The 25,192-nt window shown below is 69.0% G+C and carries 27 protein-coding genes; 12 read left to right on the top strand and 15 right to left on the bottom strand.

The features are described 5' to 3' along the window. The first annotated feature begins 36 nt into the window (after positions 1 to 36). The 4 genes from D3H34_RS02725 to D3H34_RS02710 all read left to right on the top strand — a co-directional run bounded on the left by D3H34_RS02725 (position 37) and on the right by D3H34_RS02710 (position 2,282). Positions 37 to 402 carry a chorismate mutase gene (locus D3H34_RS02725; RefSeq protein WP_119551886.1) on the top strand — a complete coding sequence of 122 codons (366 nt, stop codon included), beginning with the start codon at positions 37 to 39 and terminating at the stop codon, positions 400 to 402. Next, a complete protein-coding gene (locus D3H34_RS02720; RefSeq protein ID WP_119551885.1) occupies positions 399 to 1,364 on the top strand; it encodes a Bug family tripartite tricarboxylate transporter substrate binding protein in 966 nt (321 codons plus the stop codon). The genes D3H34_RS02725 and D3H34_RS02720 overlap by 4 nt, the downstream gene beginning before the upstream one ends. 19 nt (positions 1,365 to 1,383) lie before the next feature. Next, the gene (locus tag D3H34_RS02715; protein WP_119551884.1) at positions 1,384 to 1,704 is read left to right on the top strand and encodes a non-heme iron oxygenase ferredoxin subunit; all 321 of its coding nucleotides are present in this window, start codon (positions 1,384 to 1,386) and stop codon (positions 1,702 to 1,704) included. An 86-nt stretch (positions 1,705 to 1,790) separates the two neighbouring features. Beyond that, positions 1,791 to 2,282 carry a RidA family protein gene (locus tag D3H34_RS02710; RefSeq protein WP_119551883.1) on the top strand — a complete coding sequence of 164 codons (492 nt, stop codon included), beginning with the start codon at positions 1,791 to 1,793 and terminating at the stop codon, positions 2,280 to 2,282. Positions 2,283 to 2,294: 12 nt separating this feature from the next. Here D3H34_RS02710 and D3H34_RS02705 read toward each other — a convergent pair whose 3' ends face one another. The 14 genes from D3H34_RS02705 to D3H34_RS02640 all read right to left on the bottom strand — a co-directional run bounded on the left by D3H34_RS02705 (position 2,295) and on the right by D3H34_RS02640 (position 15,519). Further along, the gene (locus D3H34_RS02705; protein WP_119551882.1) at positions 2,295 to 2,804 is read right to left on the bottom strand and encodes a DinB family protein; all 510 of its coding nucleotides are present in this window, start codon (positions 2,802 to 2,804) and stop codon (positions 2,295 to 2,297) included. Positions 2,805 to 2,890: 86 nt separating this feature from the next. Continuing rightward, the gene (locus D3H34_RS02700) at positions 2,891 to 4,171 is read right to left on the bottom strand and encodes an amidohydrolase family protein (protein WP_119551881.1); all 1,281 of its coding nucleotides are present in this window, start codon (positions 4,169 to 4,171) and stop codon (positions 2,891 to 2,893) included. A 25-nt stretch (positions 4,172 to 4,196) separates the two neighbouring features. Then, positions 4,197 to 4,664 carry a hypothetical protein gene (locus D3H34_RS02695; protein ID WP_119551942.1) on the bottom strand — a complete coding sequence of 156 codons (468 nt, stop codon included), beginning with the start codon at positions 4,662 to 4,664 and terminating at the stop codon, positions 4,197 to 4,199. Positions 4,665 to 4,671: 7 nt separating this feature from the next. Beyond that, positions 4,672 to 5,595: an ABC transporter permease gene (locus tag D3H34_RS02690; protein ID WP_119551880.1), complete on the bottom strand. Its 924-nt coding sequence runs from the start codon at positions 5,593 to 5,595 to the stop codon at positions 4,672 to 4,674. After that, positions 5,592 to 6,656, bottom strand: coding sequence for an ABC transporter permease (locus D3H34_RS02685; RefSeq protein WP_205736661.1), 1,065 nt, complete (start codon positions 6,654 to 6,656; stop codon positions 5,592 to 5,594). The genes D3H34_RS02690 and D3H34_RS02685 overlap by 4 nt, the downstream gene beginning before the upstream one ends. Next, a complete protein-coding gene (locus tag D3H34_RS02680) occupies positions 6,656 to 8,245 on the bottom strand; it encodes an ABC transporter ATP-binding protein (RefSeq protein WP_119551878.1) in 1,590 nt (529 codons plus the stop codon). Before D3H34_RS02680 ends, D3H34_RS02685 begins: the two co-directional genes overlap by 1 nt. After that, positions 8,242 to 8,982 carry an alpha/beta fold hydrolase gene (locus D3H34_RS02675; RefSeq protein ID WP_119551877.1) on the bottom strand — a complete coding sequence of 247 codons (741 nt, stop codon included), beginning with the start codon at positions 8,980 to 8,982 and terminating at the stop codon, positions 8,242 to 8,244. Before D3H34_RS02675 ends, D3H34_RS02680 begins: the two co-directional genes overlap by 4 nt. After that, complete coding sequence (locus D3H34_RS02670; RefSeq protein WP_119551876.1) at positions 8,979 to 9,929, bottom strand: 5'-methylthioadenosine/S-adenosylhomocysteine nucleosidase; 951 nt, start codon at positions 9,927 to 9,929, stop codon at positions 8,979 to 8,981. The genes D3H34_RS02675 and D3H34_RS02670 overlap by 4 nt, the downstream gene beginning before the upstream one ends. Before the next feature lie 8 nt (positions 9,930 to 9,937). Continuing rightward, positions 9,938 to 10,939: a BMP family protein gene (locus tag D3H34_RS02665; protein WP_119551875.1), complete on the bottom strand. Its 1,002-nt coding sequence runs from the start codon at positions 10,937 to 10,939 to the stop codon at positions 9,938 to 9,940. Positions 10,940 to 11,112: 173 nt separating this feature from the next. Then, positions 11,113 to 11,742, bottom strand: a complete 630-nt coding sequence (upp, locus tag D3H34_RS02660; RefSeq protein ID WP_062477764.1) for a uracil phosphoribosyltransferase — start codon at positions 11,740 to 11,742, stop codon at positions 11,113 to 11,115. A 58-nt stretch (positions 11,743 to 11,800) separates the two neighbouring features. Further along, positions 11,801 to 13,204, bottom strand: a complete 1,404-nt coding sequence (locus tag D3H34_RS02655) for a URC4/urg3 family protein (protein WP_119551874.1) — start codon at positions 13,202 to 13,204, stop codon at positions 11,801 to 11,803. Beyond that, the gene (locus D3H34_RS02650) at positions 13,201 to 14,526 is read right to left on the bottom strand and encodes a GTP cyclohydrolase II (RefSeq protein WP_205736653.1); all 1,326 of its coding nucleotides are present in this window, start codon (positions 14,524 to 14,526) and stop codon (positions 13,201 to 13,203) included. Before D3H34_RS02650 ends, D3H34_RS02655 begins: the two co-directional genes overlap by 4 nt. A gap of 82 nt (positions 14,527 to 14,608) precedes the next feature. Continuing rightward, positions 14,609 to 15,076 carry a DUF6152 family protein gene (locus D3H34_RS02645; protein ID WP_119551873.1) on the bottom strand — a complete coding sequence of 156 codons (468 nt, stop codon included), beginning with the start codon at positions 15,074 to 15,076 and terminating at the stop codon, positions 14,609 to 14,611. 23 nt (positions 15,077 to 15,099) lie between these two features. Continuing rightward, positions 15,100 to 15,519, bottom strand: a complete 420-nt coding sequence (locus D3H34_RS02640; RefSeq protein ID WP_119551872.1) for a hypothetical protein — start codon at positions 15,517 to 15,519, stop codon at positions 15,100 to 15,102. Positions 15,520 to 15,601: 82 nt separating this feature from the next. Here D3H34_RS02640 and D3H34_RS02635 point away from each other — a divergent pair, with 82 nt between their 5' ends. Further along, entirely contained in the window at positions 15,602 to 16,183 is a 582-nt protein-coding gene (locus D3H34_RS02635; protein ID WP_119551871.1) for a sigma-70 family RNA polymerase sigma factor, read from the top strand. Continuing rightward, positions 16,180 to 16,821, top strand: a complete 642-nt coding sequence (locus D3H34_RS02630; RefSeq protein WP_119551870.1) for an NrsF family protein — start codon at positions 16,180 to 16,182, stop codon at positions 16,819 to 16,821. The genes D3H34_RS02635 and D3H34_RS02630 overlap by 4 nt, the downstream gene beginning before the upstream one ends. Before the next feature lie 24 nt (positions 16,822 to 16,845). On the opposite strand, the gene D3H34_RS02625 is transcribed toward D3H34_RS02630, so the two are convergent. Next, on the bottom strand, positions 16,846 to 18,357 hold the full coding sequence (locus D3H34_RS02625; RefSeq protein ID WP_119551869.1) for a helicase HerA-like C-terminal domain-containing protein: 1,512 nt from the start codon (positions 18,355 to 18,357) through the stop codon (positions 16,846 to 16,848). 101 nt (positions 18,358 to 18,458) lie between these two features. On the opposite strand from D3H34_RS02625, the gene D3H34_RS02620 reads away from it, so the two are divergent. The 6 genes from D3H34_RS02620 (at position 18,459) to D3H34_RS02595 (ending at position 25,176) form a co-directional block, all read left to right on the top strand. Next, positions 18,459 to 18,770: a phosphopantetheine-binding protein gene (locus D3H34_RS02620; RefSeq protein ID WP_056580697.1), complete on the top strand. Its 312-nt coding sequence runs from the start codon at positions 18,459 to 18,461 to the stop codon at positions 18,768 to 18,770. Between the two features lie 69 nt (positions 18,771 to 18,839). Beyond that, positions 18,840 to 19,418: a COG4648 family protein gene (locus D3H34_RS02615; protein ID WP_286185377.1), complete on the top strand. Its 579-nt coding sequence runs from the start codon at positions 18,840 to 18,842 to the stop codon at positions 19,416 to 19,418. A gap of 20 nt (positions 19,419 to 19,438) precedes the next feature. After that, complete coding sequence (locus D3H34_RS02610; RefSeq protein WP_286185375.1) at positions 19,439 to 21,151, top strand: ApeI family dehydratase; 1,713 nt, start codon at positions 19,439 to 19,441, stop codon at positions 21,149 to 21,151. Then, the gene (locus tag D3H34_RS02605) at positions 21,151 to 22,161 is read left to right on the top strand and encodes a lysophospholipid acyltransferase family protein (RefSeq protein WP_119551866.1); all 1,011 of its coding nucleotides are present in this window, start codon (positions 21,151 to 21,153) and stop codon (positions 22,159 to 22,161) included. The genes D3H34_RS02610 and D3H34_RS02605 overlap by 1 nt, the downstream gene beginning before the upstream one ends. Next, a complete protein-coding gene (locus tag D3H34_RS02600; RefSeq protein ID WP_286185374.1) occupies positions 22,133 to 22,786 on the top strand; it encodes a LolA-related protein in 654 nt (217 codons plus the stop codon). Before D3H34_RS02605 ends, D3H34_RS02600 begins: the two co-directional genes overlap by 29 nt. Then, the gene (locus tag D3H34_RS02595) at positions 22,783 to 25,176 is read left to right on the top strand and encodes an MMPL family transporter (protein WP_119551864.1); all 2,394 of its coding nucleotides are present in this window, start codon (positions 22,783 to 22,785) and stop codon (positions 25,174 to 25,176) included. Before D3H34_RS02600 ends, D3H34_RS02595 begins: the two co-directional genes overlap by 4 nt. Positions 25,177 to 25,192: the final 16 nt, after the last annotated feature.

Genomic DNA, 25,192 nt, shown 5'->3' with positions numbered 1-25,192 from the left:
CGAACAGATCATTTGAGTGACGAGAGACAGCTGAAAATGCAAAAAGAACCAGAGACCCACGGTGCGCCCCTGCGCCGCTTCACCGACCCCGCCTATGTGCCGCTGTGCGCGAACCTGGCCGAGGTGCGCGAGAACATCGACCGGCTCGACCGCCAGATCGTCACGCTGCTGGCCGAGCGCGGCCGCTACGTGAAGGACGCGGCGCGCTTCAAGCGCGACGCCTTCCAGGTGTCGGCGCCCCAGCGCCAGCAGGAGGTGATCGACAAGGTCAAGGCGCTGGCCGAGAAGGAGGGCGCCTACCCCGAGGTGGTCGAGGCCGCCTACCGCGCGCTCATCGCGGGCTTCATCGCGCGTGAGCAGCAGGATCACCTGGGCATGGTCGGCGTGGAGGTGCAGCCATGAAGCACGCGCGCGTTCTCTTCGCCCTCGGCGCGGTGGCGCTGGCGGCAGCGGCCCATGCGCAGGACTGGCCGCAGCGCCCGGTGCGCATCGTGGTGCCGTTCGCGGCGGGCTCGTCGCCCGACATCCTCGCGCGCATCGTCAACGACAAGCTCGCGGCGCGCATCGGCCAGCCGCTGATCGTCGAGAACAAGGCCGGCGCGGGCGGCAACAGCGGCACCGACCAGGTCTCGAAGGCGCAGCCCGACGGCTACACCTTCCTGCTGTCGGTCAACGCGCCGCTGGTCTACAACACCATCCTCTACAAGAACCTGCCGTACGACCCGTTCAAGGATCTCGTGCCGGTGTCGCTCGCGGCGACCACGCCGAACGTCTGTGCGGTGTCGAATTCGATGGGCGTCGATTCGGTCAAGGGCTGGCTGGCGGCGATGAAGAAGAACCCGGGCAAGTTCAACTTCGCCTCGACCGGCAATGGCTCGATCTCGCACCTGGGCGTGGAGCTCATCAAGGCCAAGACCCAGTCGTTCGCGGTGCACATTCCGTACGCATCGTCGGGCCAGGCGGTGACGGCCATCGTGCAGGGTGACGTGCAGTACGCCTGCCTGCCGCCGGTCACGGTGATGCCGCAGGCCAAGGCCGGGCGTATCAAGGCCCTGGCCGTGACCTCGGCCGAGCGCTCGGCGCTATTGCCCGACCTGCCCACGCTGCGCGAATCGGGCCTGCCTGATATCCAGGCCGTGCCATGGTTCGCCTACATGGCGCCCAAGGGCACGCCGAACGACGTCGTGCAGCGCATGAGCCGCGAGATTTCCGCCGTGCTCAAAGATCCCGAAACGGTCAAGCGCCTGCAGACCGCGTACTTCGACCCCGTGGGCAGCACGCCCGAGGGGTTGTCGAAGTTCATGGACGAAGAACTGCGCCGCTGGAAGCCGGTGATCGAGCGCGCCGGGCTGAAGCCTGATTGAGAAGAAGAAAGGACACACGATGCCCACGATGACCTGGGTCGACGCCGCGGCGGTCGACGATGTTCCCGCCGACGACGTGGTCGGCATCGAGGTGCAGGGGCGCGACATCGCGCTGTACGGCACTGACGACGGCATCCATGCCACCGACAACATCTGCACGCATGGCCACGCGCGGCTGTGCGACGGTTTTCTCGAAGGCCACGAGATCGAATGCCCGCTGCACCAGGGGCGATTCGACGTGCGCAGCGGCAAGGCGATGTGCGCGCCGCTCACCGAGGATTTGCGCACCTACCCGGTGAAGATCGAGGGCGGGCGGGTGTTCCTGGCCTTCGAAGGCTGAACTGTTGTGCCTTCGGTCGGTGTGATCTGTATCTGTTCGCGCCGGAGGGGTTGGCGACAATGACGGCCCGTTTTCCTGGACATCCGATGACAGAAGCACAAAGCCGCGACCAGATCGCCGACCGCATTGCCGCCGAGCTGGGCCACAGCTTCGAGGGCGAAATCCTGGCCGGCGGCCATTACGTGCCATTGGTGCGCGACGGCCGCACCGTCTACCTCAGCGGTCAGGTGCCGCGCGTGGGCACCACGGTGGTCGTCACCGGCCGCGTGGGCGATGCGGTGTCGCTCGACAAGGCGCGCGAGGGCGCGCAGATCTGTGCGTTGCGCAGCCTCGCGCTGCTGCGTCGCGCGCTCGGCTCGCTCGACGCGGTCGAGAAGGTGCTGCGCGTCGGTGTCTTCGTGCAATGCACGGCCGACTTCACGCAGCAGAGCGAGGTGGCCGATGCCGCCTCCGACCTGCTGCATCGCGTGTTCGGCGAGGCCGGCGTGCATGTGCGCACGGCGGTCGGTGTCTACGCGCTGCCGAAGAATGCGACGGTCGAGGTCGAGATGACCGTCGCCACCAAGAACGCAGCCTGAGCCTGCGCGCCTTCAGCCGCGCTCGCGGCGCGCGGGTTCGCTGCGGTGCAGGTGCACCGCCAGCGTGTCGCGCGGCGGGCGCACCGCGCATTGCGCGAGCAACCGGCCGGCTTCGCCCCGGTGGTAGCCGTTGTGTGTCACGACGTGGGCCAGCATCTCCTCGCGCGTCATGCAGCCCTTGTCGCCGTCGGTGAACACGAAGGGGACGGATTCCGCGAGAAGTTCCGGTGTGAGCGTGTCCAGGTAGGCGAGGTACCAACGATCGGACTCCGCCACGGCGGCGCGCAGGTCGGCCAGCGCGGGCGTTTCAGGCGTGTTGTCGTCGGCGAAGCCGTGCGGCGTGCCCGTGAGGTGGCCCGCGAAGATCCGGTTCACCACATGGGCATGGTTGACCACGCGGATCGCCGCGTGGCGGGCGTCGCGGTGTTGCTCGGGGTCGAGGCTGGCCACGCGGTCCAGCAACTCGTCGTTGGCCCACGCGTGGTACTGGAACAGCGTGCGCAGCAGGGGTGGGGCGCTCATGTCGGGTGTCCTTGTCGCCGGTCGGCGTTTCGTCGGGGAACCCGGATGTTCGCGGCAGGCGCGGCGCCTGTCCAGCCGCCGGTGGATCAGCGTTCGCCGAGCATCCAGTGCGTGCGATCGCCGCGCCCGGGCAGGTGCAGTGCGGCGGTGGCTGCCGGTGTCTCGGCCAGCAGGCGGCCCTTGCGGAACACCTTGAGCCGCGTCGCGCGCAGGCGGATCGCCTCGACCGGGTCGCGCGCCTGCAGCAGCACGAAGCTGGCGTCGCAACCGGCCTCCAGTCCGTAGCCGTCCAGGTGCATCACGCGCGCCGCGCGGGTGGTCACGGCCTCGAAGCACTGGTGGATGCCGGCCTGGCCGGTCATCTGCGCCACGTGCAGGCCCATGTGCGCGACTTCGAGCATGTCGCCCGAGCCCATGCCGTACCACGGGTCCATCACGCAGTCGTGGCCGAAGGCGACGTTGACGCCAGCGGCCAGCAGCTCGGGCACGCGCGTCATGCCGCGGCGCTTGGGGTAGCTGTCGTGGCGGCCCTGCAGCGTGATGTTGATGAGCGGGTTCGACACCACGCTCACGCCGCTCTCGGCGATGAGTGGCAGCAGCTTGCTCACGTAGTAGTTGTCCATCGAGTGCATCGAGGTGCAGTGCGAGCCGGTCACGCGGCCCTGCAGGCCCAGGCGCAGGGCCTCGGCGGCCAGCGTCTCGATGTGGCGCGAGAGCGGGTCGTCCGACTCGTCGCAGTGCATGTCGACCAGCTTGCCGCGCTCGGCGGCCAACTCGCACAGCAGCTTCACGCTGGCGGCGCCGTCAGCCATGGTGCGCTCGAAGTGCGGAATGCCGCCGACCACGTCCACGCCCTTGTCGAGCGCGCGCGTGAGGTTGTCGATGCCGCCCGGCGAGCGCAGCACGCCGTCCTGTGGAAACGCGACCAGCTGCAGGTCGATGTACGGTGCCACCTGGCGCTTGACCTCGAGCAGCGCATCGACCGCGAGCAGGCTCGGGTCGCTGGTGTCCACATGCGAACGGATCGCCAGCAGGCCCTTGGCCACGGCCCAGTCGCAGTAGGCGAGTGCGCGTTCGATGAGCGCGTCGGCCGTGAGCAGCGGCTTGAGCTCGCCCCACAGCGCGATGCCTTCGAGCAGCGTGCCGCTCTGGTTGACGCGCGGCTGGCCGTAGCTCAACGTGGCGTCCATGTGGAAGTGCGGATCGACGAAATGCGGCGAGAGCAGCAGGCCCTGCGCGTCGAGCGTCTCGTGGGCGGGCGCGGCAAGGCCGGGCGTCACTTCCGCGATGCGCCCGTCCTGCACGGCGACCGACATGCCGGTGCGGCCGTCGGGGAGGGTGGCGTTGGTGATGAGGAGGTCGAGCATCGGTGGGGTGTCTTCTTCGAGGTGCTCAGCGCGTGCGTTGCGCGCGGAAGCGGTACTGTCCAGGCGCCGGCCCGACCTCGATGGTCACGCGGCGCAGCTTGTCGTCGTGGCCCGAATCGGCCTTGGCCGTCACCACGATGCCGCGCGGCGTGGCGCGGCAGGTGAGCTCGCTGAGCGAAATCTCCGCGTGGTCGTTGTCGAGTTCGGCGATGGCGGTCGTGTGCACGGCGTACAGGCTGTAGCTGCGGTCGGCTTCGCCGCGCGCCATCCATTGCACATAGAGGAAGGATTGCGCGAAGGCTTCGGCATGCACCACGCGATAGGTGCCCTGGTGGTTGGTGCCCCAGGTGCCGCAGGTCTGCACCCAGGTGACGGCGTCGTGCGTCGCGAAGCGCTCGGGGCCGAGGTCGGTGCCGAGTGCGGCGGCGCCGCTGCCTGTCAGCGCGAACGCCAGGGCGGCGAGCAGGTGACGGAGCCGGAGGGGCAGGGTCATCGGCATGTCAGCGTTCTCCCTTGCGGTAGGGTTTCATCAGTGCCTGCGGATAGCTGGCCTTGCGCGCCACCAGCACCAGCGCCAGGATCGACAGCAGGTAGGGCAGCATCAGGTACAGCTGGTAAGGCAGCACGGCGTCGCCCGATTGTTGCAGCCGCAGCTGCAGCGCGTCGAAGAACGCGAACAGCAGCGCGCCGAGCAGGGCCTTGCCCGGCCGCCACGACGCGAACACCACCAGCGCCACGCAGATCCAGCCACGGCCGTTCACCATGTTGAAGAAGAAGGCGTTGAAGGCCGACAGCGTGAGGAAGGCGCCGGCCACGCCCATCAGCGCCGAGCCCGCCACGATGGCCCCGGTGCGCGTGGCCGCCACCGACACGCCCTGGCTCTCGGCCGCCTGCGGGTTCTCGCCGACCATGCGTAGCGCCAGGCCCAGCGGCGTGCGGTACAGCACCCAGGCCACGGCCGGCACCAGCAGCAGCGCGAACAAGGTGAGCGCGGTCTGCGCGTTGAGGATGGGCACGGGCAGCCAGTCCATCGGTGCGAAGGGCGTGATGGTCGGCGGCGTGTTCACCTTGGGAAAGCTCACGCGGTAGCCGAAGTAGCTCAGCGCCGTGGCCAGCAGCGTGATACCCAGCCCCGAGACGTGCTGCGACAGTGCGAGCCCGACGGTCAGGAAGGCATGCAGCAGGCCGAACACCATGCCCGTGAGCGCGGCCACGCCGACGCCGGCCCACAGCGGCGCGCCGGCGTACACCGCGAGCCAGCCCGTGAAGGCGCCCGCGACCATGATCCCCTCGATGCCGAGGTTGAGCACACCCGCGCGCTCGCACAGCAGCACGCCCAACGTGCCGAGGATGAGCGGCGTGGCGATGCGCAGCACTGCGACCCAGAAGGCGGGGTTGGTGAGGATGTCGAGCAAGTCGGTCATTTCGTCACCCGTACCCGGTATTGCGTCAGCAGCGTCGCCACCAGCACCGCGATCAGCGAGGCCGCGACGATCACGTCCGCGATGTAGGTCGGCACGCCCACGGCGCGGCTCATGGTGTCCGCGCCGACCAGCACGCCGGCCACGAACACGCCGGCGGCGATCACGCCCAGCGGGTGCAGGCCGGCGAGCATCGCGATCACGATGCCGGTGTAGCCATAGCCCGGCGACATGTCGAGCGTGACGTAGCTGGTGCGGCCCGCCACCTCGATGGCGCCGGCCAGCCCGGCCAGCGCGCCCGAGAGCAGCGCCACCATCACCACGGTGCGCGTGACCGGCACGCCCGCGAAGGCGGCGGCGCGCGCATTGGCGCCCACCGCGCGGATGTCGAAACCCAGCACCGTGTACTTGAAGATCGCCCACACGCTCACCGCGAGCGACACGGCCCACAGCAGCCCGGTGTGCACGCGCGTCTGCGCGATGAGCTTGCCCAGCTCGAGGTCGGACTGCAGCGACACGCTCTGCGGCCAGCCCATCGCGCTCGGGTCTTTCATGGGCCCGTCGAGCAGTGCCGACACGCCCAGCAGCACGATGAAGTTGATGAGCAGCGTGGTCACTACCTCGTCGACGCCCAGCTTGTTCTTCATGAGCGCCGGGCCCAGCAGCAGCAGGGCACCGGCCACGGCGGCGGCCAGCATCATCAGCGGAAACAGCACCCACGGCGACAGTTCGAAGCCCGTGCCGCCGTGCATGCCGCCCACGGCCACGGCGGCGAGCGCGCCCGCGAAGAGCTGCCCCTCGGCGCCGATATTGAACAGGCGCGCCTTGAACGCGACCGTGGCGGCCAGCCCGGTGAGGATCAGCGGGATCGCCCGTGTCAGCGTCTCGCTCCAGGCGAACACCGAGCCGAAGCCGCCCTGCAGCAGCAGCGCGTAGGTGCGCCCGACCGGTGCACCGGCCCAGCGCACGAGCAGGGCGCTCACCGCCAGCGTGAACACGATCGCACCGATGGGCGCCAGCACCAGCGCGGCGCGCGAACTCTGGTGGCGTCGTTCGAGGCGCATCATGCGGCGGCTCCCGGGCGTTGCGGCGTCGTGGCGCCGGCCATCGCCAGGCCGATGGCTTCGCGTGTCCAGGCCGCGGCCGGGCGCGCTTCGCCGAGGTGGCCGCCGTGCATCACGGCCACGCGGTCGCCGAGCGCAAGCACTTCGTCGAGGTCGTCGGAGATCACCAGCACGGCCGCGCCGGCATCGCGCGCGGCGATGAGTTGCTGCTGCACATAGGCGACCGCGCCGATGTCCAGGCCCCAGGTCGGCTGGTGCGCGACGATCAGGCGCGGTGCGCGGTTCGGGTACTTCTTGTTGTCGATGTCTTGTTCCACTTGCTCGGGCGCCAACAGCGCCCGCCCCAGGATCAGTTTCTGCATGTTCCCGCCCGAGAGCGAACGGGCCGGCGCCATGAGGCCGGCGCCGCGCACGTCGAAGGCTCTTTCGATGCGCCGGGCATGCAAGCGCGCGGCGGCGCGCCGGACGATGAACGACCAGCGCGAGAACACCGGGCTGCGCAGCCGCTCGGACACGGCGTTCTCCCACACCGGCAGATCGCCGACCACGCCGACCGCATGCCGGTCTTCGGGAATGCGCGCCACGCCCCGTTGCACCAGCCGGGCGGGCGATGGCGGCAGCGCGCGGCCCATGAATTGCGCGGTGCCGGAGACGGCGCGGCGCGTGCCGCTGAGCAGCTCGGCCAGCGCGACCTGGCCGTTGCCGGAGACGCCTGCGATGGCAGTGATCTCGCCCGCGCGCAGCGTGAGCGACACCTCGCGCAGGCGGTCCTGCCCGCCGTCTTTCGCCGATGCGGTGCTCACGTGATCGAGCACGCAGACCGCGTCGCCCACCGATTTCGCGGGCCGCCGCTGCGGCGCCTCGACCGCATGGCCCACCATCCACAGCGCGAGCTGCGCCTGCGTGGTGTCGGCCGTGCGCGCCTGCGCCACCAGCTTGCCGCCGCGCAGCACCGCGATGCGCTGAGACACCCGCAGCACCTCGCCGAGCTTGTGGCTGATGAAGATCACCGAGAGGCCCTGCACCACCATCTGCGCGAGCGTGGCGAACAGCGCCTCGCTCTCCTGGGGTGTGAGCACCGCCGTCGGTTCGTCGAGGATCAGGATGCGCGCGCCGCGGTACAGCGCCTTGAGGATCTCCACGCGCTGGCGTTCACCGACCGAGAGGCTGCCGATCGTCGCGTCGGGCTGCACCGGCAGGCCGAAACGCTGGGCGACCTCGAGCAGCCGCGCACGGGCGGTCGCACGGCGCGAGCGAAGGCGCCACAGCGGCTCGGTGCCCATCATCACGTTGTCGAGCACGGTGAGGTTGTCGGCCAGCGTGAAGTGCTGGTGCACCATGCCCACGCCCGCGGCGAGCGCGGCCTTGGGGTTGCCGGGCGGCAGCGGCGCGCCGAACACTTCGATGCTGCCTTCGTCGGCAACGTAGTGGCCGAACAGGATCGACATCAGCGTCGACTTGCCCGCGCCGTTCTCGCCGAGCAGCGCGAGCACTTCGCCGGCCTGCAGGTCGAGGGAGATGGCGTCGTTGGCCACGAGCGGGCCGAAGCGCTTGGTGATGCCCTGGAGGCGAAGCACGGTGGAATTCATGGGGAAACGGAGGGCGACGGCAGGTCGCGGCAGAAATTTTCGATGGCCCGGGCCGATGCGGCGGGCGAGGCCTGCAGCAGGCCGTGGGGGCCGTCCAACTGCACCAGGTGCAAGGCCGACAACCCGCGCTGGATGGCCGCCGCCGCGCGGCGCGGCACCACGCGGTCCTGCAGCGCCTGCAGGTACATCGCCGGCACACGGACCAGCGGCAGCTTGTCGCGCACGTCCACACGTTGCACTTCCTTCATGCGACGGGTCATGACGGCGACCGACACCTGCTTCAGCGACGCCTGCAGCATGTCCGACAGGTGCGGCGTCGCTGAGCCGCCCAGCAGCAGATGCTGCATTGGTGCGCGCATGAGTTTCGAATGCAGCAGGCGCATCGACAGGTCGATCAGGCCTGCGCGCATCAGCGCGAGCCCGGGCGCGGGCCGGCGCGCAAAGCTGCAACACAGGATGAGGCCCTGAAGACCCGGCGGGCGCGAGGCCGCGATGGAAATGGCCAGTGGCCCGGAAAACGATTCGCCAAGCAGCACGAAGGGCTGCTGCGTGGGCAGTTGCGCGCGCACCAGCGGTTCGAGTTCGTCATAGCCCAGCGCCTGCCGGCCCGGGTAGCGCACGACGTCAATGGCGGCGTGCGGCCCGAGGGCTTGCGTCAATGGCGCGAAGAGATCGCCGGTGCCGTCCATGCCCGGCAGCAAGACCAGACGAGGCAGGCGCGCGGGCGCTACCGTCACTTCCAGGCGGCCAGGAATGCCAGCATGACCTTGGCCGAGTTGTCGGCCGCGATGCTCATGAAGGTGCCCATCTCGTTCTCGCCGTCGCCGCCGCCCGCCAGATCGCTGAGCGAGCGGAAGGCGATGTAGGGCACGCCGTTGCTGTAGGCGACCATGCCCACGGCGGCGGTTTCCATGTCGAGCACGTTGGCCTGGAAGGTCTTGAAGGTGTATTCGCGGTACGCCTTGTTGTCCATGAACGCCTGGCCCGACACGCCGTTGCCGCCGACCACCAGCTGCGGCTTGCGCGGCAGGCACTTGCCCGCGCCGCAGTTCGCCAGCTCGACGTTGCGGATGCTGCGCGCCACTTCGAGCATCTTCGGATCGGCCTCGAACCAGAACTTGCGCTCGATGTTCGGCTTGGCCGCCGAGCGCACCTCGACCGGGCGAGGGAAGTTCATGCCGAAGTTGGGCAGCGTGGCGTCGGTGATGAAGGGCGGCGCGGTGTACTTGCCCGGCGCGGTCTCGCGCGCCATCAGCACTTCGAGGTACTGCCCCCACTGCGCCGGCACCGTCACGTCGCCCACGTGCAGCGACGGGTTCACGCCACCCGCGATGCCGCTGAACACGATGCTGGTGACCCGAAAGCGGTTGAGCACGAGCTGCGTGTTCATCGTCGCGTTCGTCATGCTGATGCCCGAGAGGAACAGCACGACCGGCTTGCCCTCCAGCGTGCCGGTGGTGAACTCCACGCCGTTCACGCGGTGCTTGGTCGGGCCCTGCAGGCGCGTCAGCAGCAGCTTCAGCTCGGGCTCGAAAGCCGAGATCACGGCGATGCGCGGCGTGTCGTCCAGGCGCGTGCTGCTGTTGATGCTGACGCCGGTGCCCTTGTAGACGCCGACGCAACCCGAAAGGCCCACGGCCAGCACGCCGGCTGCGAGGAGGGAGCGCCAGCGGATCGTCGTCATCGGCCTGCTCACTTTGCGGTGGACTTGGGTTGCGCGTCGTCCACCTTCACGGTGAACTTGCCGGCAAGAATGTCGGCCTGCTTCGCCTTCACCTTGGCGACGATGTCAGCCGGCACCTTCTTCTCGAAGGTGCCCAGCGGCGCCAGCTCGGAGCCCTTGTGCTTCATGTGCGAGTACACGCCGTAGTCCTCGGCCGCGAACTTGCCTTCCTTCACGAGCTTGATCGCCCGGTCGGCCGAGGGCTCGAAATTCCACAGGGCCGAGGCGACCACGGTCTCGGGGTACTGGGCCTGCGTGTCGATCACGTTGCCGATGGCGAGCTTGCCCTTTTCCTTGGCCGCATCCGACACGCCGAAGCGCTCGGCGTACATGATGTCCGCGCCCTTGTCGATCATCGCGAAGGCCGCTTCCTTGGCCTTGGGCGGATCGAACCAGCTGTTGATGAAGCTCACGCTGAACTCCACCTTCGGATTGGTTTCCTTCGCGCCTGCCATGAAGGCGTTCATCAGGCGATTGACCTCGGGGATCGGAAAGCCACCGACCATGCCGATGCGGTTGCTCTTGGTCATCCCGCCCGCGACCATGCCGCTCAGGTACGCCGGTTCCTGGATGTAGTTGTCGAACACCGAGAAATTGGGTGCCTGCGGCTTCAGCGACGAGCCCATGAGGAACGCGACCTTGGGAAAGTCCTTCGCGACCTTGCGCGCCGCCGCTTCCACGCCGAACACCTCACCCAGGATCAGCTGATTGCCACCCGTGGCGTACTCGCGCATCACGCGCTCGTAGTCGGCGTTGCTCACGTTCTCGGTCGCCTTGTATTCGATTTCCCCCCGCGCCTCGGCCGCCTTCAGCGCCTTGTGGATGCGGCCCACCCATTGCTGCTCGAACGGCACCGTGTACACGGCCGCCACCTTCAGCTTGGCCTGCGCGAGCGCAAGGCCCGGGGCGCCCGCCGCAAGGGCTGCGGCAACGGCGATGGAACGAACGATCAACTGACGGCGTGCTGTCACGGTCTTCTCCTCGATGAATAAAAGAACCACCCTGCAATCCCCATGCCCGCAGCGCCCACCCCGCAGTGGCCCCTTCCAGAAACACCGAGGAACCGGCTTTGCCGGGCCTCAGGTGTTGCTCCCGGTAGGGGGAAGGAGAAGCGACACGAAGTGCGCGAAGCCTGGGGGCGAGCCTATTTCGTGCCGAAGATGCGGTCGCCCGCGTCGCCGAGGCCGGGCAGGATGTAGCCGTGGCTGTCCAGCTCGCGGTCGATGGCGGCGGTGTAGATCGGCACGTCGGGGTGTGCGGTCTGCATGGTCTTCACGCCTTCGGGGCAGGTCAGCAGGCAGACGAACTTGATCGACTTGGGGTTGAGTTCTTTCAACCGCTCCACCGCGGCCACGGCCGAGTTGCCGGTGGCCAGCATCGGGTCGACCACGATCACGTCGCGGTTCTCCATCTCGCCGGGCATCTTGAAGTAGTACTCGACGGCCGTGAGCGTCTTGGGGTCGCGGTACAGGCCGATGTGGCCGACGCGCGCGCCCGGCACCACCGTGAGCATGCCGTCAAGGATGCCGGTACCGGCGCGCAGGATCGACACCAGCACCACCTTCTTGCCGTCGATGACCTTGGCCTGCATGGTTTCGAGCGGTGTTTCGACCTCGATGTCCTGCATCGGCATGTCGCGCGTGACCTCGTAGGCCATCAGCATGCTGATTTCGTTCAGGAGCCGGCGAAAGCTGTTGGTGGAGGCGTCCTTGCGGCGCATCAGGGTGAGCTTGTGCTGGACGAGGGGGTGGTCGACGAGGTGGACGTTGCTCATTGGAGTCTTCTTTTGGTGTGCCGTTGCGGAAAACTGGAGAGTCTAAAAGACTGAAAGCCTAGAAGACGGTGCCGTCGCTCTCGATCTGCAGGGGCGGTGCGCCGTCTCGCAAACGCTGTGCCAGCACCCGACCCGCGGCCCAGGTGCCGCCTTCGAGCACGCAGGCCAGGGGCAGCTCCTCCTCGGTGCGGTCGAGCACCTTGCGCACGCGTGGCGCGATCTCGTCGAGCAGCGCGACGGTGAGGGCACGCCATTCGACGATGAACTCGTCGCCGGCCTTCCATTTGCGCGAGAGAAATGCCGCGTCCCGGGGCACGATCACGCCGCTGTCGATCAGCAGGCCGCCGTTGCGGTATTCGGGCAGGGCAGTGAGCGCGTCGAGGTGGCGCACCTTCACGCCGGCCCATTCGAAGGGTTCGAGCAGCGAATACGTAAGCCACTGCGACAGCTTGTGGAACGGCATCCAGCCGTTGGTGAGGCCGGGGCCGTGCACGGCGCTGTGGCGCCAGCAGTCGCCCAGTGCCAGGGAGGGGTCGCCGGTGCCGATGCCACCCGCGCTGTCGCTGCCGTCGGCTGCGATGCTGTCGATGGCATTGGCGGAAGGCCAGATGCGCGAGAGCGTTTCCAGCAGAAGCGACAGGATCTGGTGCGCGGTGATCTCGGCCGTGGGCGGCGTGGCGGCGCCGAAGGGGGCCACGAGGGCGTCGAACATCCCGGCGGGGCGGCCGTCGTCGCCGAAGGTCTCGGGCTGCTCGCTCATGGCCTCGCCGAGCCGGCGCAGCAGCGTGGCGCGGCCCGCGAGGCCGACCAGCGGATTGACCTCGCTCACCTGGAACGCATCGCCCAGGCGCTCGGTCACGAGACCGCGCAGGCCGGCCGCGTCGACCTGCAGCGGGTGGTCGGGGTCGGACGAGAACAGCCCGCTGGTGAAGGCATGAAAGCTCGCCACGCCCAATCCTTCGGAGCGGGTGAAGCGCTCGCCGGTGGCCGATTCGGTGTAGTGCCACGTGGGGCCGGCGCCGGCGTCGAGCAGCACGCTCACGAGCACGAGGTCGATGTGGGCGCGGGCGCGCTGGCGGGCGTCGATGCCCTTGCCGAGCAGCGCGTCGAGCTGCTGTCGCCGGTCGATGCCGCCCGCCTCGAAGTGGCGCCAGCGGCTGTGGTACGGGATGGTGTCCCACGGATAGCGCTCGCGCGTCACCTCGGCCACGGTGCGCGCGGCGTCTTCGAGCGCGTCGTCGCTGCCGATGCGGAACCACTGCGATTCGCCACGGCGCGCGCGCGCCAGCAGGGCGCCGGCACGCTGGCGGATGGCGGTGGTGGTGCGCAGCAAGGTGGCGGCGCCGGCCGGATGGCCGGTGTCCGGCGCAAACTCGATCGACGGATCCACGGCGCCCGCGCCGCCGGGACGCAGGCTGCCGGAACCGTCGGCGGGCAGGTCGATGTCGGTGCTGCGGCTCATTCGCTCAATCCCCGGCCCTTGGCCTTCTTCAGTTCCTCGGCGTCCGGCACCGGGCCGGGCGTGAAATAGCCCGCGGCCATCTTGGCGTCCATCTCGACGCGGGCGTCGGCCGGGATCAGTTCGTCCGGGATGTTCACGCGCTCGCCGATCTCGATGCCCGAGCCGGTGATGGCGTCGAACTTCATGTTGCTCATCGACACGAGGCGATGGATCTTGCGGATGCCAAGCCAGTGGAAGACGTCGGGCATCAGTTCCTGGAAGCGCATGTCCTGCACGCCGGCCACGCATTCGGTGCGCGCGAAGTACTGGTCGGCCGTGTCGCCGCCGACCTGCCGTTTGCGGGCGTTGTAGACGAGGAACTTGGTTACTTCACCCAACGCGCGGCCTTCCTTGCGCGAGTAGGCGATGAGGCCCACGCCGCCGCGCTGCGCGCCCTGGATGCATTCCTCGATGGCGTGCGTGAGGTAGGGGCGGCAGGTGCAGATGTCGGAGCCGAACACGTCGGAGCCGTTGCATTCGTCGTGGATGCGCGCGGTGAGCTCCACATCGGGATTGGCCAGGTCGCGCGGGTTGCCGAAGATGTAGAGCGTCTGCCCGCCGATGGGCGGCAGGAACACCTCGAGGTCGGAGCGCGTGACGAGTTCGGGGTACATGCCGCCGGTTTCCTCGAACAGCACGCGGCGCAGGTCAGTCTCGGAGCAGCCGAAGCGGCGCGCCACTTCGGGCAGGTACCACACGGGTTCGATGGCAGCCTTGGTGACCAGGGCCGCGCCGCCGGCGGTGAGGAACTTGCCGTCGGCCTTGAGGCGGCCCTTCTGCAGGGCCTCGATCACCTCGGGCAGGATCACATGGGCCTTGGTGATCGCGATGGTCGGGCGGATGTCGTAGCCGGCCGCAAGCTCGGCGGAGAACACGTCGGCCACGAGCGCGCCCCATGGGTCGAGCGAGACGATGCGTCCAGGCTCGCTCCATTGCGGATAGGGGCCGATCACGTCGGTCGGCGCGGTGTTGGTGAGGTCGGCCTTGTGTTCGCGCTTCAAGGCGCCGGCTGCGACGGCGAGCGCGCGGTACACGCTGTACGAGCCGCTGTGCGTGCCGATGACGTTGCGGTGCGCACGCTTGGTCGTGGTGCCGACCACCGGGCCGCGCTCGGCGGCGGTGGTCGCGCCCCAGTGGATGGGCAGCGCGCCGAAGCCGCCGGCATGCGAGGTGAGCCGGATGTGCCCGGTCGAGGACGAGGGGTGGAGCGGAGGGTTGGTGGACGCGGCGGCGCCAGTCGAGGTCGGCAGGGCGGAAGGAATCGCTGTGCTATCTACGGACATTGCAAACCCTCAAAAAATGCAATGTACCGATCACTTGTGCGGCTGGCAAGGGAGGCTGCCGCAGGGTCTGGCCGCGCGCCGTTCAGGCTGGCGAGGAGCGCAGGCCGTAGGTCTTGCCGTGCACGAACAGGTATTCGGCGCGCAGCACCGCATCGCCTTTTTCGCCCGTGAAGGTGAAGCCGAGCACGCCCACCGGCGTGCCGGGTTTGATCTCCTCGACACCCCAGGCCTGCAGTCGCGTGAGCGGGGCCAGCTCGACCTGCCACTTGCGATCGCGTCGCGTCGGCAACTGCGCCTTGGTCAGGAGCGCGGCGCCGTCGACCGTTGCGCTCTGTCTGGGCAACGCGCGCTGCTTCAGGTCGGGCGGCAGCACGAGGTTCTCGGGCAGCTCGATCTCCAGCTCGCCGTGCGGATTGCGCCAGCTCACCTTGGTGGCGCGACCTTCCACGTAGAGCGGTCGCTCCTGGTCAAAGCTGCTCCAGCCGTGGTGGGCCCAGACGGGCAGGGCGAGGCCGATCGAACCGGCCATGAACATGCGTCGATGCAGCATCGCGTTCTCCTTGCTCATCTTGTTCAGACATAGGCAATCCAGCGCCCGCAGATGATGACAGCGAGCCAAAACCCCAAGGACAGAAGGCATTGCACCTTGCCGAAACGGTCGGTGGCTGCAACGCCCCCTCGGAAATGAAAGAGCGCGGCATTGGCACCGGCCAGCGCGATGAGGCCGAGCTTGATGCGGAAGGCGTTGTTGGCCAGCAGTTCGTCGGGTTGGCCGGAGAACATGGTGAGTCCGGTGACGGCGCACAGTACGAAGCCAACAAGCGCCGGCCGCAGCGTCAGGCGCGCGAGCAGCGGTGCCGGCAGCTCGCGGCCCAGGCCGAGGGCGCGCAGCTCGAACACCAGCAGGCCGCCGAACAGCAGCGCAATGCCCACGACGTGCGCCGCCTCCAGCGCCGGGTAGGCCCAAGGGTGCGAGACGAGTCCGGCCAGCATCGGCGCAGCTTAGCGGAGCGCCCGCCGGGGCGCGCACAATTGCTTGCAATCTTTTTTACAAACGCTGTAACCAACGGGCCCGATGGAACGAACCCATTCAGGAAGCAGGACAGACGCGGGCGACGCGGAAGCAGCGCTGCGCGGCCTTTTCCTTCGGAGTCTGGACGGCGACGCCGGGGCGTACCGGGAGTTCCTGCAGCGACTCAGCGCGCACCTGCGTGCTTTTCTGGGCAGGCGTCTTTTCAGCTGGCCCGATGAAGTGGAAGACCTTGTTCAGGAATGCCTGCTCGCCATGCACAACCAGCGCCATACCTACCAGAGCGACCAGCCGCTGACGGCCTGGGTGCATGCGATTGCGCGCTACAAGATGATCGACCTGCTGCGCGCCAAGTCGGTCCGGGAGAACCTGCATGACCCGCTGGACGACGACCGGGCCGTGTTCGCCGCGTCGGCCACCGACGCCAGCGACGCGAAGCGCGACCTCGGCGGCCTGCTGCAGACCTTGCCCGAACGTCAGCGCCTGCCCATCGTGCACGTGAAGATCGAAGGCCTGTCGGTGGCCGAGACGGCGAGCCTCACGGGCATGTCGGAGTCGGCGGTGAAGATCGGCATCCACCGGGGCCTCAAGGCGCTGGCGGCCCGTTTTGCCGGAGGTGCCGGGTGAAGACCGACGACCTCGTGGCCCTGCTGGCCAACGACGCAGCGGTCGAGCGGCGCCGCGGCGCCCGCGAGCGCCTCCAACTGGCCGTGGCTTTGGCGCTGCCACTGTCCTTCATGGTCCTGTTTGCTAAGTACGGGCTGGAGATGCATGGGCTGAAAGCCGCGGCCTCGCCCATGTTCTGGGTGAAGCTGCTGTTTCCGCTGTGCGTGGCTGCGGGCGCCTTCGTGGTTCTCCAGCGCCTGGCCCGGCCCGGCGTGCCCGTGCGGCGGGCTTGGCTGATTGGCGTGCTGCCCGTGCTGGGGCTCTGGGTGCTCGCGGCGGTGGTCTGGTTCTCGGCGCCGCAGGACGAGCGCATGACCTTGCTGATGGGCAAGTCGTGGCGCCTGTGCGCGCTCAACATCGCGCAGATCGCGCTGCCCGTGTTCGTGGGCGCTTTCTTGGCGTTGCGCGGGCTGGCCCCGACGCGGCTCGCGTGGGCGGGCGCTGCGGCAGGGGCGCTGGCGGGCGGCGTCGGCGCGTCGGTCTATGCGCTGCGCTGCCCCGAGCTTGCGGCCCCTTTCCTCGCGGTCTGGTTCGTGAGCGGGATCGCCGTGCAGGTGCTGTTGGGCGCGGTGCTGGGGCCGCGCCTGCTGCGCTGGTAACGGCGGCGGTCTGGTCGCCGCGCCTCAGCGCTTCTTGCTGCCGAAGATCCCGCCCAGCACGCCGCGCAGGATTTCCTTGCCGACCGAGGTGCCCATGGTGCGTACCGCCGACTTCGCCATGGTCTGCACGAGACCGTCGCGCTTGCCACCGCGCGGGCCGGTGCTGCCGAAGAGCATGTCGTTGAGCATGCCGCCCATGCCGGACGATTCTTCTGCTGCCGCCGCGCCCTTAGGGCCCGCGGCTGGCGCATTGGGCGCGCTCTCGGCGCGGCCCTTGAGCTTTTCGTAGGCCGATTCGCGGTCGACCGCTTTTTCATACACGCCGGCCACCAGCGAACCTGCGATCAGCGCCTTGCGCTGGTCGGGCGTGATCGGGCCGAGCTGGCTGCCCGGCGGTAGCACGTACACGCGCTCGGTGATGCTGGGGCGGCCCTTGGCGTCCAGGAAGCTCACCAGCGCCTCGCCCACGGCGAGTTCGGTGATGGCGGTCTCGATGTCGAGGCCGGGTTTCTGGCGCATGGTGCTGGCGGCGGCCTTCACGGCCTTCTGGTCGCGTGGCGTGAAGGCGCGCAGCGCGTGCTGCACCCGGTTGCCGAGTTGGGCCAGCACCGAATCGGGAATATCCAACGGGTTTTGCGTGACAAAGTACACGCCAACGCCCTTGGAGCGCACCAGCCGCACCACGAGTTCGATGCGCTCCACCAGCGCCTTGGGTGCCTCGTTGAACAGCAGGTGGGCCTCGTCGAAGAAGAAGGCCAGCTTCGGCTTCTCGGGGTCGCCGATTTCGGGCAGCTGTTCGAACAGCTCCGACAGCATCCACAGCAGGAAGGTGGCGTACAGGCGCGGCGAGTTCATGAGCTTGTCGGCCGCCAGGATGTTCACCACCCCCTTGCCGCCCACCGTCTGCATGAAGTCGGTGATATTGAGCATCGGCTCGCCGAAGAACTTGTCGCCACCCTGGGTCTCGATCTGCAGCAGGCCGCGCTGGATCGCGCCCACGCTGGCAGCGCTGATGTTGCCGTACTCGGTGGTGAACTGGCTCGCGTTCTCGCCCACGTACTGCAGCATGGCGCGCAGATCTTTCAGGTCGAGCAGCAGCATGCCGCTGTCGTCGGCGATCTTGAACACCAGGTTCAGCACGCCGGCCTGGGTTTCGTTCACGTCGAGCATGCGGCCCAGCAGCAGCGGGCCCATGTCGGAGACGGTGGCGCGCACCGGGTGGCCCTGTTCGCCGAACACGTCCCACAGCGTGACGGGGCAGGCGGCCGGCTCGGGCACGTCGATGCCGCGTTCCTTGAGCGTGGCGGCCAGTTTCTCGCCGATGGCGCCTTTCTGGCTGATGCCGGTCAGGTCGCCCTTGACGTCGGCCATGAACACCGGCACGCCGATGTTCGACAGCTGCTCGGCGATGGTCTGGAGCGAGACGGTCTTGCCGGTGCCGGTGGCGCCGGTGATCAGGCCATGGCGGTTGGCAAGGCCGGGCAGGAGGGTGCACTCGATGGTGTCGTGGCGTGCGATCAGAAGGGGGTCGGCCATGGGGCGCTCCGGGTCGTATCGAAGCGCGCAGTCTAATCAAGAGCCACTCCTATAATTCACGACCCCGCACGGTCGTTCAGGAAAAAGTTCAGGAGGTTTTTTTGTCATCGACTGCTCAGCCCCCCATTCCCGCCACTGGCGATGCATCCGAACAGTCGCCGATCGAAAAAGAGCTGGCCGTGTTGCTCGTGAATGCGCTCAATCTCGAGGTCGCGCCTGAAGAGATCGTTCCCACCGACCCGCTGTACGGCGAAGGCCTGGGCCTCGACTCCATCGACATCCTCGAAGTCGCGCTCGAAGTCTCGCGCCGCTACGGTTTCCAGCTGCGCTCGGACGACGAGCGCAACCAGCAGATCTTCCAGTCGCTGCGTACGCTCGCGGCCCACGTCGCCGAGCACCGCAGCGCCACCTGATCCATGTCTAGAGGGCGACTGATACTCCTGCTGCTGGTAGGGGTCACGTATGCCGGCCTCTCCCATTGGATGACGCTGTTCCACGCCACCGAGCCCTGGGCCGTGGTGGTGTTGCTCGGCCCGCTGTGGATCGCGGCCATGGGCTGCGCCGCCAGCTGGTTTGGCCGCTGGGGCCTGGCCGCCGCGGCAGCACTGGGCATCGGCGGCTTTTCGCTCGTCTTCCTCGGTGAGGCGGGCGACACGAACCGTCTCTATGTGCTGCAGCACGTCGGCATCAACGGCGCGCTCTGCGGCTGGTTCGGTTCGACCTTGCGCGGCAAGGGCTTGCCGCTGATCACCCAGTTCGCGCAGCGCGTGCATCCGCTGAAGGGGCACATGCTGTCGTACACGACCCATCTCACGCAGCTCTGGACGGTGTACTTCGCCGTGGTGGTCGTGTCGTCGATCGTGGTCTACCTGACGATGTCGTTCTCGGCCTGGTCGCTCCTGGCCAATGTGCTGTCGCCGCTGAGCGTGGCGCTGCTGTTCGTGGGCGAGCACCTCGTGCGCTATCGCCTGCATCCCGAATTCGAACGCACGCGGCTCGTCGATGCGGTGCGCGCGTTCTACGGCACCTCGACGGTGGACAACGGCGCCGGCGGCCAATGAAACAGCCGCAGGCAGCCCGCGTGACGACCGACACCTCTTCTTCCGCTTTCCTCCCGCTGCTCGCGGACCGCGACCCCGATGCGCCGTTGGCTTGGCGCGCCGGCCAACCGGTCAGCGCGCGCCAGTTCCTGGCCGACGTCGCGCGTCTTGCGCCCGTACTGCCTGACGAAGGGCCGGCGGTCAATCTCTGTCTCGATCGTTACGCCTTCGCCGTGAGCCTCGGCGCCGCGCTCGTGCGCGGACACGCCAGCCTGCTGCCGCCCGATGCGCGGCCGGACACGCTCGCGCGCCTGACCGAAACCGGCGGCCCGCACCTGTTTGCGCTGACCGACGACACCAAGCTCGACACGCCCGGCATGCGATGCCTGCAGGTCGAGGCCGTCCCTGGCCCGGCAGGCGATGCGCCGGTGCCCGGCATCGACGGCGCCCGTCACGCGGCGAGCCTGCTCACGTCCGGGTCCACCGGTGTGCCGCAGCCGCACGCCAAGGCCTGGCGTACGCTGGTCGGCGACGTCGAAGTCGCGGTCGAGCGGCTGTGCCGCGTGCTGCAGCGACCCACGCTCGAAGGACTCACGCTGGTGGCGACCGTGCCGGTGCAGCACAGCTACGGGCTCGAATCGTCGGTGCTGCTCGCCATGCTCGGTGGCGCGGCCTTCGAGACCGGGCGACCGTTCTTCCCGGCCGACGTGGCGAAGGCGCTGGCCTCGGTGCCGCGACCGCGTGCGCTGGTGACCACGCCGTTCCATCTGAAGACGCTGCTGCTGTCGGGCATCGAACTGCCGCCGGTCGACCTGATCCTGTCGGCCACCGCACCGCTGTCGCCCCAACTGGCCGCGCAGGCCGAGCAGGCGCTGGACGGCGTGCTGCTTGAAATTTACGGCAGCACCGAGTCGGGCCAAGTGGCGACGCGCCGCACAACCGACAGCGAAATCTGGGAGACCTTCGGCGAGATCCGCGTGCACGCGGAGCCGGGGGAGGGCGACGGCCCCGAGCGCTTCATCTTCAGTGGCGACTTCATTCCCGAGCCGACGCCGATGGCCGACGTGCTCGAGCTGCTCGACGCGCGGCGCTTCCGCCTGTTCGGCCGCGCCAATGACCTGATCCACGTCGCCGGGCGGCGCAGCTCGCTCGCGCACCTGAACTACCACCTCAACAGCATCGCCGGCGTCGAGGACGGCGCGTTCTGGCTGCCCGACGAGGTGGCCGACGGCGTGGTGCGGCCGGTGGCGTTCGTGGTGGCGCCCACCCTGTCGGCGACGGACATCATTGCTGCACTGCGGCAACGCCTGGAGCCGGTGTTCGTGCCGCGCCGCGTGGTGCAGGTCAAGGCCTTTCCGCGCGAAGGCACGGGCAAGCTCACGGTGCGGGCACTGCGCGAATTCGCGCTGGCCCAGCTCGCGGATGACCAGACGCCGGTGCAGATGGCGCACACCGTGCCGGTCGACCATCCCGCCTTTGCCGGCCATTTCCCCGGCCAGCCGCTCGTGCCGGGCGCGCTGCTGCTGGCCGAGGTCATGGAAGTCGTGCGACGCGTGCCGGCCCTGTCGGCACGGCTCGGCCCAAGCCCGACGCTCGCGGCCGCCAAGTTCCTCGCGCCCGTGCGCCCCGGCAGCACGCTGTCCATCGAGCTGCAGCCGGAGGCCGGAACGGGCCGCGGCGTGCGTTTCGACGTGCGCTGCGACGGCGTGCTGGCTGTCAGCGGGCGCTGGACGGCTGTGCCAGAGTCGGCCTGATGAAGCACACCGACGCCGAAACGCGCGCCGTGGACGAAGCGGCGCGGCAGACCGCCCGTCCGACGGCCCAGCAGGGCGATTGGGCGCGCGCGCCCGAGCGCAGCAACATGCTGGCGCTGCGTTTCATCTGCCTGATGGCGCTGGTGTGCGGACGGCACGTCACACGGTTGCTGCTGCCGCCGATCAGCCTGTACTTCCTGCTGTTCGCGCCGGCGCCTCGCCGGTACATCAAGCGCTACCTGTTCCGCGCCATGGGCCCGCAGGCAGGCTGGGTGGACGGCTATCGCCTGCTGCACGCGTTTTCGTCGACCGTGCTCGACCGCGTGTACTTCCTGCGCGGACGCATGGACCTGTTCAAGGTGAAGATCGAAGGCAACGAGCCGATCGAGACCGAAGCGGCCGAAGGGCGGGGCGCTTTCCTGCTCGGCGCCCACATCGGCAGCTTCGAGGTGCTGGGCGCCTGCAAGCAGCACGCGCACCAGAACCGCATGCGGCTGGCGATGCTGATGTACCCCGACAACGCGCAGCGCATCACCGCCATCCTGAATGCCATCGCGCTGCCCGAGATGCGACCCCACGTGATCTCGCTGGGCCGGCCGCACTCCATGCTCGCGCTGCGCGACTGGCTCGACGGTGGCGGCCTGGGCGGCATGCTGGCCGATCGCACGCTGCCGGGCAGCGAGGAGCAGCCGGCGCACCAGCGCGGCAACAACATCGTGCTGCCCTTCCTGGGGCAGCCGGCCGTTTTCAACGACGGCCCGTTCCGCCTTGCGGCGCTGCTGCGGCGCAAGGTGTTCTTCATGGCCGGCATGTACGGCGGCGGTGCCCGCTACGATGTCCGGTTCGATCCGCTGGCCGACTTCGGCACGCCGTTCGCCGATGCCGCGGAGCGTGAACGCCGCATCCGCAGCGCGGTCGAAGCCTATGTGGCCCACCTGGAGGCGCTGTGCCGCGCCTATCCGTACAACTGGTTCAACTTTCATGATTTCTGGCTCGAAGATGCGGCTTGAGTGGCTCGGCAGGGTGATGGTGCTGGCGATGGCTTTCTGTGCCGCGCCGGCCTGGGCGGCGTTCGACCTGCCCGAATTGATGAGCCTGCTGGCCCGGCAGAAGAGCGGCGAAGCGCGCTTCACCGAGCAGCGCTTCGTGCACGGCCTCGAAGGCCCGCTCGACGCCAGCGGCACGCTGAGCTTCGATGCGCCCGACAAACTGGTGCGCCGCACCCTGTCGCCGCGCATCGAGACCATGTCGGTCGACGGCAACACGCTGACGCTGTCGCGCGGCAACCGCAACCGTACGCTGGCGCTGGACAGCATGCCCGAGCTGCTGGGTCTGGTCGAAGCCATGCGCGGCACCTTGAGCGGCGACGGCGCCACGCTGCAGCGCTACTTCAAGAGCACCGTGACCGGCGCCGCTGGCAAGTGGACGCTCGACCTGACGCCCAACGACAGCCGGCTCGCCGCGCAGGTGCGCAGCATGCGCATTACAGGCCGCAACAGCGAAGTGCTGGGGCTGGAGATGGAGTTCGTGGGCGGTGACCGCTCGGTCATGCACATCTCGCCCAATACCCCGAACACCCTCAACGCACCGCCGTCGGCCGTGCCGGCCGGCGCCCCCGGGCGCGCCACGCCGTGAGCCTGACGCAGGCGGGCGGGCCGCCGGGGTGGTCGCGCCGCATCGTCGTCTTGCTGGCGTGGCTGCTGGTCGTGGGCCTCGGTGCGATCGTCATTGCCCGCACTCAGATCGGCGCCGACCTGTCGGCCTTTCTCCCCAAGAGCCCGGACCTGCGCCAGCGCGTGCTGATCGAGCAACTGCAAAGCGGCGTCGCCTCGCGCACGCTGATGCTGGGCTTTGAGGGCGGCAGCGTCGAGCAGCGCGCCGAGGTGTCGCGCGCCGTCGGCAAGGCGATGCGCGAGAGCCAGCTCTTCGACCTGGTGCAGAACGGCGATGTGAGCGACTGGAGCGAAGCTGGCACCTGGGTGTTCCAGCACCGCTACCAGCTCTCATCGGGCGTGATGCCGGGGCAGTTCACCGCCGAAGGGCTGCGTGACGCCATCATCGACACGCTGTCGATGCTCGGCACCCCGGCCGGCAACGCGATCAAGCCCTTGCTCGACCGTGACCCGACGGGCGAGACCCAGCGCGTCGCGATGGAACTGGTGCCGGCCAGCGCGCCGCGCAGCGAGGGCGGCGTCTGGATGTCGCGCGACGCGCCGCGCGCGCTCATGATCGCGACCACGCGCGCAGCCGGGGGCGACCTCGACGCGCAGGCTTCCGCGATCGCCCGAGTGCAGGCCGCCTATGAAGCTGCCGCGCGTGGCATGGGCGAGGCGGCCCCCAAGCTCTTGTTGAGCGGGCCGCCTGTGTTTTCGGTGATGAGCCGCGAAAAGATCAAGACCGAAGCCATCCACCTCGCGGTGGTCGGCGGCATCGTGATGAGCGTGTTGCTGCTGCTGGCCTTTGCCTCGCCGCGCGCGCTCGTCATTGCTTTCCTTCCGGTGGCCACGGGCGTGGTGGTTGGCACCGCGTCGGTCAGCCTGGTGTTCGGCTCGGTGCACGGGCTCACGCTGGGTTTCGGCAGCACGCTGATCGGCGAGACGGTCGACTACGCCATCTATTACCTGATCCAGGCGCGCGGCGCGACCGTCGCCGGCACGGGCTGGCAGCGCTGGCGCGAGGTGCATTGGCCGACCGTGCGGCTCGGCCTGCTGACTTCCGTGTGCGGTTTTGCGGCGCTGGTGTTCTCGGGCTTCCCGGGGCTGGCGCAGCTGGGCGTGTTCTCGATCGCGGGGCTGGTGTCTGCCGCGCTGGCCACGCGCTATGTGCTGCCGGTGCTGGCGCCCGATGGCGCGACCGGCATGGGCATGCGCCGGCACATGGCGCGGCTGGCTGGCCTGCTGGTGCGCGGCCTGCCGGGCCTGCGCTGGCCCCTGGGGGCGCTCGGTGTCGCCGCGCTGGCGCTGGTGCTGTGGCAGGGCGGTCACCTGTGGCGCGCCGATCTGAGCGCGATGAGTCCTGTACCGCGCTCGGCCCAGCAACTGGACGAAATGCTGCGCAAGGACATCGGCGCCAGCGACGGCGGCGTGCTGGTCGTGGCCTTCGGCGACGACGAACAGGCCGCGCTGCGCCACACCGAAGCGGCGGCGGCGCGCCTCGATGCGCTGGTCGACAAGGGCGAGCTCAGCGGCTACGAGACCGTGACCCGCGTGCTGCCGAGCGTCGCCACGCAGACCGCGCGCCTGGCCAGCCTGCCCGATGCCGACACGCTGCGCGCCAACCTGGTGGAGGCCACGAAGGGCTTGCCGCTGCCGGCGTCCCGGCTCGGCGCCTTCGTCGCCGACGTGGAGGCCGCGCGCAAGCAAGCGCCTGTGCAGCGCGCTGACCTGATGGGCGGTCCGCTGGGCTCCGTGGTGAACACGCTGATGTACGAGCGCCCGGGCGGTGGCTGGTCCACGCTGGTCGTGCTGCACCCCGGCCCGGGTTTCGACCAGGGGCGGCTCGAAGCCGCACTCGAGGGGCTGCCCGAAGTGCAGGTGGTGGACGTCGGCCGCGAACTCGGCGGTCTCTACAAGCGCTACCTGCACGAAGCCTTCGTGCAGGTGCTGCTGGGCGCGTTGGCGGTGGTGGTGCTGCTGGGCGTGTACCTGCGCTCGTGGCGCCGGCTGCTGGCCGTGTGCCAGCCGTTGCTGTTCGCCGTGGTGCTCACGCTGGGCGGCATGGCGCTGGCGCAGGCAGCGCTCGGCATCCTGCACCTCGTGGGGCTGCTGCTGATCGTTGCCGTGGGGTCGAACTACGCGTTGTTTTTCGACCAGTTGCGCACGACCGGTCGCGCCGACGAAGACACGCTGGCCTCGCTGATGCTGGCCAACCTCACGACAGTGGTGTCGTTCGGACTGATCGCGATCTCGGACATCCCGGCGCTGTCGTCCATCGGCCGCGTGGTGGCGCCGGGCGCCTTGCTGGCGCTGCTGTTGTCGGCCGCATTTGCACGCAAGGTCGCGCCCAAGTCGCGGCACAGCGGCTGATGGGAAAATCCGGCCC

The sequence above is a fragment of the Acidovorax cavernicola genome (genome assembly GCF_003581445.1).
The sequence above is the reverse complement of the archived record's forward strand: the minus strand, read 5'-3'. Positions and strand labels throughout refer to the sequence as shown.